The organism is Microbulbifer hainanensis, from assembly GCF_014904735.1.
GTDB lineage: Bacteria > Pseudomonadota > Gammaproteobacteria > Pseudomonadales > Cellvibrionaceae > Microbulbifer > Microbulbifer hainanensis.
The window spans coordinates 233,615-246,156 of record NZ_JACZCR010000003.1 but is presented as its reverse complement, the minus strand read 5'-3'; the positions used below and the strand labels follow the sequence as shown (position 1 = coordinate 246,156).

Genomic DNA, 12,542 nt, shown 5'->3' with positions numbered 1-12,542 from the left:
TTCCGAGGGAAATTTATGCTGGGCTTCCCCGCAGTCAGTCTCGTACCAGTGCGCGGAAGTCGGCCGCGTATTCCCGCAGGGTGGTACTCAGGTGGTGGCGTTGCTCGTCGGTGGTCGAGGCGAGGATCTGATGGCTTAGCTCGCGCATCTGAAGATGGCGCTGTTCCTGCATGCGGCGGTAGTCGTCGGACCAGAGCTGCTCCGGATTCACCATCAGTTCGCGCAGCTGCTTCAGATAGCCATCGGGTTTGCGCCGCAGTATATCGATGAACTTGGCCTGCCAGGCTTGTCGCTGCCGGTCGCGCAGCAGTGGGTTGTAGGCGACCTGATTGACCCAGGCGGCGACCAGGTTTTCCTGTTCGTCAGTGAGGGAGCCCAGCCAGCGCTCACTCTGCTTGCGTATCTGTTTACGGCGGCGCTTCTGGATTTTCTCCGGTGACTTCTGCCATTTTTCCAGGGATTCCCGGCGCTTCTCGTCCAGGTTCTGTGCCAGCTCTTCAACCTGCTCCGCGTCCAGCTGTGCAGCCAGCGGAAGCAGTGAGTCGTAGAATTGTGTACTGGTAGTCTCCCAGAATTCCTTTACCTGTGTTTCGATCGGCTCAAGTTTTACTGTGTCCAGCTGCCCCTGATCGACGCGGTCAGCCAGTTGCTCTAGATAGTCGGCGTAGCGGGGCAGCTGGGTCTGTCGGTGCCAGCGGTGAAAGTTGTTCAGTGCTGCTTTCAGCTGTTGTTTCTGCGCACCGTTGAAATCAACGTAGTCGTCGATCTGCCAGCGGAGCCAGAGATCCAGCTGGTTGTAGGCAAATTGCACGCTGGAGCAGCTCGCCAGAAGTAGCGTGATAAATAGCGCCAGCAGCGGGAAATATCTGCGCCGCTGAGGCGCTGCTGTAGGCTCCTGAAGATGCACCATGCGACCCCTTTCTGCGAAGACCAGCCCGCCACCGAGCAGGCGGGTGGAGTTACACAAGCATAGTTGCCGCCAGTGGTGTGTTCCGCGAATCTGGCAGGGGATTGACTGGCCCTAGTCAATCCAGACTTCCACGCGGCTGTTCTTGATCGGTGCATGTTCGCTGCTACCGGTCAGTGGCGCGAAGGCACCGAGCGCGAGAATGTTGCAGTCTCCCAGCTGATGGTCCCGCAACAGGGCACCCCGTACTTTCAGGGCGCGGAAGCGGGATATCAGGTCGGCAACATTGTCGTTGGTTTTCTGGTCGGAGAAGCCCACCAGGGTCAGGTTCAGCTTGCGGTCGGATTCTTCCATGTAGTGCTGCAATCGGCGCAGATCCTTCAGGGCGCGGCTGTCCAGCTCGGTACTGCCGTCAGTGAAGCGGAAGGAGATACTCAGACGCTCGCCCTCGCTCATTAATGTGCGGTACGCGTCTGGTGCGTTGGGGTAGGGGGGCATCTTCAGCGCGACCGGCGTCAGGTTGATAAAGCCGCTGGCGCCGACCAGTTCCTGGCCCTCTGGTGACTCGACAAAATGGAGGAAGCTGTCCACCTGGGATTTGTACTCGCTGGGCTTCTTGTACAGGTACAGGCGCCGGGTGAGCGGGAAGTCTTCTGTGGCGATAATGCCGCGATCCGGCACCACCGCGGCGAGGTCGCCGGCCTTGATCGCCACTTTTTTCACGCCGTCGGCATCGGCAAACGGCAGGTAGCCGATGGCGCCGGGCTGCCGCATCACCAGTTCGTGGGTTTCTGCGTTGCCGGACACTTCATAGATGCCGCGGGCAACCCTGCCGCCAGCCGCGAAAACTTCGGCATCGAAGGTCGCGCGGGTGCCGGATTCCTTATCCCTCTGCAGTGGCCGGATCGGCAGGTCGGCACCGCCGAGCTCACGCCAGTTGCGAATCTCACCGCTATAGATCTGCCGCAACTGCGCAATGGTTAATTGTGATACCGGGTTGCTGGGGTGGACGGCGACAATCAGGGCATCGAGGCCGATGACATGTTCGGCTTCCGCACCGGCCAGATTGCCAAAGCGGGCGAGCGTTTCTATTTCGGACGACTTGATCTTTCGGGATGCCATACCGATGTCGGCAGTGTCCTGATTCAGGGCCTTGAAGCCGGTGCTGGAGCCCAGTGCGACAATGGGCACTACGACGTTCTGGCCCTGCAGCGTGGCACTGATCCAGTGGCGTTCGCCCTCGGTGCGCTCGCTGATGTTGCTGGCGTGCAATGAGTCCAGATAGCCAGTGACCAGCTTCGGCGCCAATTCGGCGCCAATTGTATTGGAGCCAGTCAGGCGAAACAGCGTGCGACTTTCTTCCGCGTGCAAAGGTGTAACCAGCCATTGGCTGTACAGCAATGTGGCCAGCAGTATGCGCTTTGCCAAACCCCCCATATTCCTGTTCCTTCAGTTATAACGATGATTTAAGACGCGCCCCTCGATTTGCCTTGAGGTACTTCGCAGCTTGCGGCTATTGTCGCATTGTCTTCGCGTCACTGGGCAAGAGACATCGCAGGCTGCGCTCATTGAGGGCGTCCGGCGTCCGGCGTCCGGCGTCCTCGGGAGCGGAGGCTTTATCGCAGAATTTTGTGACGCAGTCATTGCAAATTGTTGCCGATTAGCTCACAAAGTGTCGGCGCTTGCGACACCTTTTTAGTGTACCGCCGCCTAACTGTGGTCGGGTGAGCGGGGTCGCTGTTGTCTCCGCTGGGCGGCAATGGCCGGAGCCGATATACTGCGGTGTCGCCACATGGAGTTCGGCTAAACTTTGAACAGTGTGCTGCCGGTTTGTGTACCCAATTGGCTTTTTTTTCGAAAATGGGATGACAACGCTGTCATTTTTCTTGTAGTATCCCTCGTATATTGGCACTGACGCCGCGCGCGTAGGCCGCGCTTTCCGGGGGAAACGATGTTGGGAAGCCCGGTGAAGACACATAACAATACAAAATCTTAGAGGCCGATTCAGATGGTTGCTTTGAGAGACAGGGACATACTTTTTATTGGTATCGACGGCGGTGGCAGCAAGTGCCGTGCGTCTATCGTGGACGCTGACAATCGCCTGCTCGGCACCGGCGTCTCCGGTCCCGCCAACCCGCTGCACGGCTACGCCCAGACAATCGACTCTATCGTGCGCTCCGCCGCACTCGCCCTGGCTGACGCGAACCTGCCCCCGGAAACCCTGGGAGAGCTGGTTGCCGGTGTCGGCCTGGCCGGCGTGAATATGCCGCGCCTCTACAACGAAATGGCCTCCTGGGCGCACCCCTTCAAGAGAATGTACCTGACCACCGACCAGCATTCCGCCTGTCTCGGCGCCCATCGCGGTGACGGTGCAGTGATCATTGCCGGAACCGGATCCGTCGGTTACGCCTGGGTCAATGGCGAGAGTACGCTGTTGGGAGGTCACGGTTTTCCGCACGGCGACAAGGGCAGTGGTGCCTGGATGGGCATGGAAGGTGTCAAGTACCTGCTGATGGCGCTCGACGGACTGGCCGAAGATTCCAGGCTGAAGAGCGAGCTGCTGAAAATGCTGGAAAGCAGCACTGCCAATGAGGTGTTTGAAAAAATCGGTGGCAAGTCCTCCAGTCACTACGCCCGCCTGGCAGTTCCGGTGATCGAGTGCGCAGAAGCCGGCGATCCGGTGGCCGTGGCCATCGTGCGTGACGGCGCGGCCTATATCAGTGACCTGGCCGACAAGCTGTTAGAGCTGAAGCCGCCGCGCTTGTCCATGATTGGCGGGCTGGCGCCGCGACTGCGCCAGTGGTTGGCGCCGCATGTGGTTGAGCGTCTGGCAGAACCGCTGGATGCGCCGGAAATCGGCTGTGTCTACTTCGCCCAGCAGTGTCTGGTGGAAGAGGGGCACGGCGCGGAAACCTCAGCGGAAAAATCTGAGACTAGCGCCCTGTTTGGGTAATCCCGATCGACTCCCGACCGAATTAGGAATTTTATGACTGCAGCAACTTCCGCCGAGGCAACACAGGTAGACAGCGCTATGGCCACCACCGTGATGGAAACCGAGGCCCGCGAAGCGCCGGATCGCATCGCCGAACAATTGCAGAGCAACGCCGCGAGCATGGCGGCACTGGGTGAGCGCCTGCGCCGCGAGCCACCAAGATTTGTCATGATCGTCGGTCGCGGTTCCTCCGACCACGCCGGCGTATTTGCCAAGTACCTGATTGAAATTGAAACCGGCACGCCGACATTTGCCGCTGCGCCCTCCGTTTCCAGCGTCTACGGGCGCAAGCTCAAGCTTGAAGGCGCGCTGGTGATCGTGATTTCCCAGTCCGGCCGCAGCCCGGACATCCTCGCCCAGGCCAGAATGGCGAAAGAGGCGGGGGCCTACACGGTGGCGCTGGTCAACGATGAAACCGCGCCGATCAAGGACATCGTCGATCAGGTGCTGCCACTGAAGGCGGGCCCGGAAAAAGCCGTAGCAGCGACGAAAAGTTACCTGGCGACCCTGTCAGCGATCTTGCAGCTGGTGGCCAACTGGACTGAAAACGCCGAGTTGCTGGCGGCGGTCGACGCGCTGCCGGAAACACTCCGCGATGCGGTCGATTCTGATGTGCAGCTGCGCCCGGAAGACCTGGCTGCGGTGAAGAATCTGGTAGTGCTGGGGCGTGGTCCCGGCTACGGCATTACCCGGGAGCTGGCGTTGAAGTTGAAGGAGGTCTGCAATATCCACGCGGAGTCTTTCTCCAGTGCCGAGTTCCTGCACGGTCCCGTCACTCTGGTGGAACAGCAGCTCACGGTAGTGAATGTGCCCATTGAAGATGAGTCCTTCCAGGCGCACAGCGAGCAGATCGCCGACATTGTCCGCCGCGGCGGTACCCTGGTGAATCTGCATGTGCCGAGCAAGGGTGTGCATCCGCGCGTGGCGCCACTGGCGCTGTTGCAGCGTTTTTACATTGATGTGGCCCATGTGGCGGTGAGTCGCGGTATCAATCCGGACGAGCCGGCGGGTCTGAAGAAAGTGACCCAGACTGTTTGATTGTCGAAGCTGGAGATACCCGTGACGCGCACATTTTTGGCGGAACAGCTTTTCGACGGTGAACAGCTTCACCGCAATATTCCGCTGACAGTCAGTGAAGACGGCCGGATCGAATCCATCGGCGGCTCCGCCCCGGAAGGCGCCGAGCGTCTGGCCGGACTGCTGGCGCCGGGACTGGTGGATGTGCAGGTCAATGGTGGTGGCGGTGTGCTGTTCAACAATGATCCGAGTGTTAGCGCGCTCGGAAAAATGAGCGCCGCGCACGCGCGGTACGGCACTACCGGCTTTTTGCCCACGCTGATCACCGATCGCGTGGATGTCATGTGCCAGGCCGCGGATGCGGTCGCCGCGGCACTGCGGGAAGGTGTGCCGGGCGTGATCGGTGTGCATTTCGAGGGGCCGCACCTGAGCAGGCCGAAGAAGGGCACGCACGAGGAGCGTTTCATCCGGCCACTCAGCGACGAGGAGCTGGCCATTTATGCGCGCGACGACCTGGGCGTGAAGGCGGTGACGCTGGCGCCGGAAAATGTCGCTGTAGAAGATATTCGCAAGCTGGTGTCGCTGGGTGTCAAAGTTTGCCTGGGTCACTCCAATGCCGACGGCGCGACCGCCGCGGCGGCGGTGGCTGCCGGAGCGACCGGCTTTACGCACCTGTATAACGCCATGTCGCCACTGCAGTCCCGCGAACCGGGCATGGTTGGCACGGCCCTGATCAGCGACGGTGCCTGGTGTGGCCTGATTGCCGATGGACACCACGTCTGTGCCGAAGCGATGACACTGGCGCTGAAGGCCAAGCCGCGCGGCAAGATTATGCTGGTGACCGATGCCATGTCCCTGGTGGGCAGCGACGAGACCAGCTTTCCGCTGTTCGACCGGGTGGTGACCCGCGACGGTGATCGTTTGACCTCGACCACCGGTGAACTGGCGGGGTCGCACCTGGATATGATCGGTGCGGTGCGCAACATCCGCGACTGGTGTGGGGTGGAGCTGACGGAAGCGCTGCGCATGGCGGCGTTGTACCCGGCCCACTTTCTAGGGCTGGCCGCCGGGCGTATCGAGGCTGGGGCAAGCGCAGACCTGATTTTGCTGGACGATAAATTACAGGTTCAGAAAACCTGGATAGGTGGTAGGGAAGTATTTTCCAACTAGATGATTAGAAATCACGATAACGATAAAAAGGTGCTCCTATGAATACCGCAGTAGCTGCCCAGAGTGAGGCGAAAAGTAACCTGCTGCCGATGGCGATTATCGGCATGCTGTTCTTTATTTTTGGATTCGTTACCTGGCTGAACGGCGCTCTCATCCCGTTCCTGCAGACAATATGTGACCTGACTGCCTTCCAGGCCATGCTGGTAGCTTCTGCTTTCTACATCGCCTATACAGTGATGGCGCTGCCCATGGCTGCGATCATCGAGCGCACTGGCTATAAAAATGGCATGGCGCTCGGTCTGGCACTGGTGGGGGGGGGCGCCCTGATATTCATTCCGGCCGCCTATAGCCGCATGTTCAGCATATTTCTGCTGGCGCAATTCGTCGTGGGGTCCGGCCTGACCATTCTGCAGACTGCCTCGAATCCCTATGTGGTGAAACTGGGTTCCAGTGAGACGGCCGCGGTGCGTATCTGCGTCATGGGCCTCTTGAACAAAGGTGCCGGCATCGTGGCGCCCTGGGTGTTCGCCATCCTCGTGATGGCGGGAATCACCGGTATTTCCGAATCCGAACTCGCCGCTCTCTCTGCAACTGCCAGGGATGCCAAGTTGAACGAGCTGGCGGGCCAGCTGGTCGATCCCTATGTCGGTATGGCAATCCTGGCGGGACTGCTGGCCATCGCCATGACCTTCGCGCCGCTGCCGGATATCGAGGATGAGGCAATTGTCGGCCAGGACAGTGGAGCCGCGACGCTTTCCGGGCTGATGCAGTATCCACAGCTGGTACTGGGTGCGATTGCCTTGTTCTTTTATGTCGGTGTTGAAGTGATCGCCGGCGACGCCATCGGCCTGCTCGGCAAGCAGGCGGGCATGGATACTGCAGCCGCTTCCGTGTTGACCTCCTATACGATGATTTTCATGGTGCTGGGCTATATCTACGGCACTATCGCCATTCCGCGTTTTATCAGCCAGCAGAAGGCTCTGATGGTTTCGGCGGTACTCGGGATTGTATTTACCCTGTTCGTAATGACCGGCTCTTTTGAGAGTACAGCGCTGTCCGCATCGACGCTGTCGCTGTTGTTCGGATTGCCGGAAATTCCCAATGCCGTCTTCTTTGTCGCAATGTTGGGATTTGCCAACGCCATGTGTTGGCCGGCAATCTGGCCGCTGGCGCTGGAAGGTCTCGGCAAGTTTACCTCCAAGGGGGCGGCACTGCTGATTATGGGTATTTCCGGTGGCGCTATCCTGCCGCCGCTGTACGGCCACTTTGCCGATACTGGCGATGGCAAACTCGCCTACCTGATCGCGATCCCCGCCTACCTGTTTATCCTGTTCTATGCGCTCAAGGGCCACAGGATGCGCAGTTGGAAGTAATGAATTTGAAGCTTGTAATTTGATTGTCTTGTTATTTTTCTCTTTGGTTCTCGTCATCTTGCCCTCCATGTGAGGGCTTTTTTTCGTCTGCTGGAAAGAGAAAAAGAGGGGGATGCTCGGCGGGAAGGGCATGGCGCGCAGAGCGCGCCGTGATGGAGTCAGCTTTTGCCGGTTGCCGTTTCGGGCGCGGGACCGCTGGAATCGCGGATAACCAGGGTGGGGGTAAACTCCCGTTTAATACCTGCCTCTTTGTTGGCAGAGGCGCTTTCGGCCGCGCCCTTGCCGCGCGCCTTGCTCAGGACCAATGCCGCTGCGCACTTGGCGATCTCGTTGTTGGGCTGGTGGGCCGTAGTCAGTTTGGGCCAGGTCTGGCGCGAGAACGGGCTGTCCTCGAAGCCGACAATCGACAACTGTTCGGGGATCGCGATATGCATCAGACGTGCAGCGAACAGGGCGCCCGCTGCCATTTCATCGTTACTGGCAAAAATGGCGGTGGGCGGGTTGTCGGACTGCAGCAGTGTCTTTGCACCTTGCACGCCGGAATCAAAGGAATACTCGCCTTTCAGGATCAGGTTTTCGTCGATCGCTACGCCGGCGGTTTCCAGTGCGCTGCGATAGCCGGCCAGCCGGCCGTGGGTTGAGACGTGCTCTTCTCCACCACACAGAAAGCCGATGCGCCGGTGACCGAGTTGTAGCAAGTGCTGGGTAATATCGAAAGCGGCGGCGCTGTCATCCACTTGGATGCAATTGTCCTCGTCGTCGAGGGCGGCTTCGCTGGAAACGATCCGCACATAGTCGACATCCAGGGCTTTCACCGTGTCGATGAATGACTGGGTCTCTGAGAAAGGTGGGGTCAGCACCAGGCCGGCGATTTTTGAATGCTCGACCAGGTTGCGCAGCTCCTCGTGCACATTGGCAGATTTGGCATTGGTCGGATGAATCAACAGTTCGTAGCCGCGCGCCTTGCAGGCCTCGAGTATGCCGTTTTGCATATCGATGACGTAATAGGCATTTGGGTTGTCGTAAATAAACGCGATGGTATACGAGCGGGTGCCGGCCAGGTTGCGGGCGGCGAGATTGGGTTGGTAATTGAGTGCCTCCACCGCATCCATGACTTTCTTTTTCGTCGCCGGGCGAACCGAGGGCTCGTTGTTGATAACGCGTGAGACGGTCTTGATCGAGACGCCGGCCCGTGCGGCGACATCGTTAATGGTGACTTTCATGTGGGGCGCTTGTCCTTATTTTGGAAACCTCCGCGCTGCAGGCGGAGTCATGTCGGCCAATGCGCATTTTACCAGCAAAAGCGGTGGCATTTCGCGCTGCAAGATGTTTGCTGCGCGCGGAGTCACTGCCCAACCTTGTTTGATCATTTTGCGAGCGCTTTGTGAAGCAATACTACAAATCAAATTGACAGCGCTATCTCCGTGTGGGACTCTCGTCGGATATGACAACGCTGTCATTTTGCTGCAGAGGCATGCGGAGAGGGGCGGCGCCAACAAGAACAATAACTGGTATTGGCCTACCTGTTGCCGATACCCGCATTAATGGGGGCTTACCATGGATATCACCCAACTTCCCAGCTGGCAGCAATTAGAGACTCTGGCGCAGCACATGCGCCGCCGGCACCTGCGCGATCTCTTTGCGGCCGATCCCGAACGGGGGCGTCGTTTCTCGCTGGAGTTGCCTGAATTCCTGTTCGATTACTCAAAAAACCTGGTCGATGACGAGGTTCTTGTAAAATTATTACAGCTGGCCCGGGATGCCGACCTGGGGACCTGGCGGCGCGATATGTTTGCCGGTGCGCCGATCAATCGCACCGAGGGGCGCCCGGTTCTCCATGCTGCACTGCGCGGTGGATTGCCCGATTCGGTTGAGCTGCATGGAGGCGCGGTGCAGTCGCAGGTGGAAAGTGAGCTGGGACGCTTGAAAGAGTTTGTAAATTTACTACATAATGGCGGCGTGACAGGATGCACGGGCAAAGCCATTACCGATGTGGTCAATCTCGGTGTCGGCGGTTCGCACTTGGGGCCGCAGATGGTAATCGAGGCATTGCGCGCCCACCGGCGCGGCGATATTCGGGTGCATTTCGTCTCGAATGTAGACGGTGCACAGCTGGCAGATGTGCTGGAGCAGCTCGACACCGAGACCACCATGTTTGTGGTCTCGTCTAAGACATTTACCACGACAGAAACCCTGACCAACGCGCGCAGTGCGCTGCGCTGGTTCGGCGACATGATGTCGCAAGAGCAGATACTGCATAGCCACTTTGTGGCGGTTACTGCCAATCCTGAAAAAGCGCGCGAGTTCGGCATAACGCCGCAGCGCGTTTTTCAGTTTTGGGACTGGGTCGGCGGGCGCTATTCGCTGTGGTCCGCAATCGGCCTGCCTATCGCGATCGCCATCGGCTTTAACGGTTTTCGCGCGCTGCTCGATGGCGCTGCCGGAATGGATCGCCACTTCCGGGAGGCGCCGCTGGAGGAAAACGCGCCGGTGCTGATGGCTCTGCTGAGCCTGTGGTACTGCACTTTCATGGGGTACCCGGCTCACGCTGTCCTGCCTTATGAGCAGGCCCTGCATATGCTGCCAGCCTACCTGCAACAGGCAGATATGGAGAGCAACGGCAAATCTACTACCAGGGCAGGGGAGGAGGCGACCTACGCAACCGGGCCACTAATATGGGGCATGCTCGGTATCAATGGTCAGCACGCCTTTTACCAGTACCTGCACCAGAGCCCGGAGGTGGTACCGGCCGACTTTATCGGCAGCGTGACGCCGGGACACGATCTGCCCGGGCACCATGAAATTCTGCTGGCGAACATGCTGGCACAGAGCCAGGCACTGATGAATGGGGTCAGCGTCGGGCAGGTGGCCAGCGAGCTGGCGGCCAAGGGGTTGAGCGAGGACGAAGTGGCGGCACTAGCGCCCTACAAAGTGCATCGCGGTAATAAACCGAGCAACACGATTCTGTTGCGGGAGCTGAACCCCGGCTCTCTGGGGGCATTGATAGCGCTGTATGAGCACAAAATTTTTGTACAGGGCGTCATATTGCAAATTTATTCTTTCGATCAGTGGGGCGTCGAATTGGGTAAAGGGCTCGCCGCGGCACTACAACCTCAGTTGGAGAGTGGCGATGCGCACGACCAGGATACATCCACCTCCCAATTGATCGATTTTTACCAGCGGGTCAGGAGCGGCACTCCGGTGCACGGCGCCGCCGGCTGAACAATAGAGCTAAAGGATTATGGTACACAGCAAGGTTCAAGCGGTTACCGAGCGTATTATCGAGCGCAGTGTCGACACGCGGGCGCAATACCTGGCGCAGATCGAGCGCGCACATTTTGAAGGTCGTGCCAGTAGCCGGCTTTCCTGCGGCAACCTGGCCCATGCGATCGCGGCTTCCAGTGATGAAGATAAAAATCTCATCGCTTCCGGGCGCGGCCCCAACCTGGCGATCATAAACGCCTACAACGACATGTTGTCGGCGCACCAGCCCTACGGTGCCTATCCACAGATCCTGAAAGAGGCCGCCGCGCGCAACGGCGCCACTGCCCAGGTGGCCGGCGGTGTGCCGGCCATGTGTGACGGCGTCACCCAGGGCCGCGCGGGGATGGAATTGAGCCTGTTTTCCCGCGACGTGATTGCCATGGCCACGGCGATTGCGCTCTCCCACGATGTTTTCGAGGGCGGCCTGTACCTCGGTATCTGCGACAAAATCGTTCCGGGACTGGTGATTGGTGCTCTGGCATTCGGTCACCTGCCCGCGGTATTTGTTCCGGCGGGCCCAATGCCCACCGGGCTCGCCAATGCGGAGAAGGTGCGGGTCCGCCAGCTCTACGCAGAAGGCAAGGTTGGCCGGAAGGAGCTGCTGGAAGCGGAAAGCGCCTCTTACCACAGCCCGGGTACCTGCACTTTTTACGGCACCGCCAACAGCAATCAGATGCTGGTGGAAATCATGGGTTTGCAGCTTCCGGGCAGTTCTTTCGTTAACCCGGGTACCGAGCTGCGCGACGCGCTCAATGAAGCTGCAGTCAGGCAGCTGGTGCAGATCACCGAACCCAGCCAGCACACGCCCATTGCCAAAATCCTGACGGAGAAGACGTTCGTAAACGGCATCGTTGGCCTGCTCGCCACCGGCGGTTCCACCAATCACACCCTGCACCTGGTGGCCATGGCCCGCGCCGCGGGTATCCAGATCACCTGGCAGGATATGGCCGACCTGTCCGAAGTGGTGCCGCTGCTGTGTCACGTGTATCCGAACGGTACCGCCGACATCAACCAGTTTGCCGCAGCCGGCGGTATGCAGTTCCTGATTCGCGAATTGTTGAGCGGCGGTTTGCTGCACGACGACGTACATACAGTCCTCGGCAACTCCGGCCTCAAGCCATACTGCCACGACCCCTTCCTGAACGAAGACAAGTCCGGCGTGGTGTGGCGCCCGACGCTGGAGGAGAGCGGTAACCCGGACATTATCCGCCCGGTGACAGATCCCTTCTCCAGCCACGGCGGCCTGCAGTTGCTGGACGGCAACATTGGCAAAAGTGTGATCAAGGTTTCCGCGTTGAAAGCGGACCACCTGCACGTGAAGGCGCCAGCAGTGGTGTTCAATACGCAGGATGAGTTGCTGGAGCGATTCAAGGCAGGTCAGCTGGAAAAGGATTTTATTGCCGTGGTGCGGTTCCAGGGGCCACAGGCCAACGGTATGCCGGAACTGCACAAGCTGACGCCGACGCTTGGTGTGCTGCAGGACCGCGGCTTCAAGGTGGCACTGGTCACCGATGGGCGTATGTCCGGGGCTTCCGGCAAGGTGCCGGCGGCCATCCACATGTCACCGGAGGCGGTGGACGGTGGCGCTATTGCCAAGATCCGCGACGGCGACATGATCGAGCTGGACTCGAACGCCGGCGTATTGCGCGTACTTGTCGATGATGCCGAACTGGCCGCGCGGGAACCTGCGGAATTCGACTTGTCCGAGAGTGCCCGGGGTATGGGGCGTGAGTTGTTTGCCAACATGCGCGCCCTCGCCAGTGGAGCCGAGAGCGGTGCGAGTATTCTTTTTTAGACAAAACGGATTTGCGCGAAAACA

Annotated in this window: 9 protein-coding genes; 6 read left to right on the top strand and 3 right to left on the bottom strand. The window is 59.4% G+C overall.

The features are described from left to right. Positions 1-34: 34 nt before the first annotated feature. A complete protein-coding gene (locus IG168_RS01525; protein WP_193161367.1) occupies positions 35-967 on the bottom strand; it encodes a DUF6279 family lipoprotein in 933 nt (310 codons plus the stop codon). 54 nt (positions 968-1,021) lie between these two features. After that, a complete protein-coding gene (locus IG168_RS01520) occupies positions 1,022-2,344 on the bottom strand; it encodes a substrate-binding domain-containing protein (RefSeq protein ID WP_193161366.1) in 1,323 nt (440 codons plus the stop codon). Between the two features lie 571 nt (positions 2,345-2,915). Between IG168_RS01520 and nagK the strand changes: the two genes are divergently transcribed. From nagK to IG168_RS01500, 4 genes are read left to right on the top strand one after another with little or no spacing between them, the layout of a single operon-like run. Beyond that, positions 2,916-3,860, top strand: a complete 945-nt coding sequence (gene nagK / locus IG168_RS01515) for an N-acetylglucosamine kinase (protein WP_193161365.1) — start codon at positions 2,916-2,918, stop codon at positions 3,858-3,860. A 33-nt stretch (positions 3,861-3,893) separates the two neighbouring features. Next, positions 3,894-4,937 (top strand): glucosamine-6-phosphate deaminase NagB-II, encoded by a 1,044-nt coding sequence (gene nagB-II, locus IG168_RS01510; protein WP_226876402.1) that lies wholly within the window; start codon positions 3,894-3,896, stop codon positions 4,935-4,937. A 21-nt stretch (positions 4,938-4,958) separates the two neighbouring features. Continuing rightward, positions 4,959-6,086 (top strand): N-acetylglucosamine-6-phosphate deacetylase, encoded by a 1,128-nt coding sequence (gene nagA, locus IG168_RS01505; protein ID WP_193161364.1) that lies wholly within the window; start codon positions 4,959-4,961, stop codon positions 6,084-6,086. Between the two features lie 38 nt (positions 6,087-6,124). Further along, positions 6,125-7,459 carry a sugar MFS transporter gene (locus IG168_RS01500; RefSeq protein WP_193161363.1) on the top strand — a complete coding sequence of 445 codons (1,335 nt, stop codon included), beginning with the start codon at positions 6,125-6,127 and terminating at the stop codon, positions 7,457-7,459. 158 nt (positions 7,460-7,617) lie between these two features. Here IG168_RS01500 and IG168_RS01495 read toward each other — a convergent pair whose 3' ends face one another. Continuing rightward, on the bottom strand, positions 7,618-8,682 hold the full coding sequence (locus tag IG168_RS01495; protein WP_193161362.1) for a LacI family DNA-binding transcriptional regulator: 1,065 nt from the start codon (positions 8,680-8,682) through the stop codon (positions 7,618-7,620). Between the two features lie 334 nt (positions 8,683-9,016). On the opposite strand from IG168_RS01495, the gene pgi reads away from it, so the two are divergent. Together pgi and edd are read left to right on the top strand one after the other, a co-directional pair. Then, positions 9,017-10,681: a glucose-6-phosphate isomerase gene (gene pgi / locus IG168_RS01490; RefSeq protein WP_193161361.1), complete on the top strand. Its 1,665-nt coding sequence runs from the start codon at positions 9,017-9,019 to the stop codon at positions 10,679-10,681. 19 nt (positions 10,682-10,700) lie between these two features. Next, positions 10,701-12,518, top strand: coding sequence for a phosphogluconate dehydratase (edd, locus tag IG168_RS01485; protein WP_226876401.1), 1,818 nt, complete (start codon positions 10,701-10,703; stop codon positions 12,516-12,518). The last annotated feature ends 24 nt before the right edge of the window (positions 12,519-12,542 follow it).

Coding starts and splice junctions, on each gene's coding strand:
- nagK (WP_193161365.1), top strand. CDS start 2,916: ATGGTTGCTTTGAGAGACAGGGACATACTTTTTATTGGTATCGACGGC.
- edd (WP_226876401.1), top strand. CDS start 10,701: ATGGTACACAGCAAGGTTCAAGCGGTTACCGAGCGTATTATCGAGCGC.
- nagB-II (WP_226876402.1), top strand. CDS start 3,894: ATGACTGCAGCAACTTCCGCCGAGGCAACACAGGTAGACAGCGCTATG.
- IG168_RS01495 (WP_193161362.1), bottom strand. CDS start 8,682: ATGAAAGTCACCATTAACGATGTCGCCGCACGGGCCGGCGTCTCGATC.
- pgi (WP_193161361.1), top strand. CDS start 9,017: ATGGATATCACCCAACTTCCCAGCTGGCAGCAATTAGAGACTCTGGCG.
- IG168_RS01500 (WP_193161363.1), top strand. CDS start 6,125: ATGAATACCGCAGTAGCTGCCCAGAGTGAGGCGAAAAGTAACCTGCTG.
- IG168_RS01520 (WP_193161366.1), bottom strand. CDS start 2,344: ATGGGGGGTTTGGCAAAGCGCATACTGCTGGCCACATTGCTGTACAGC.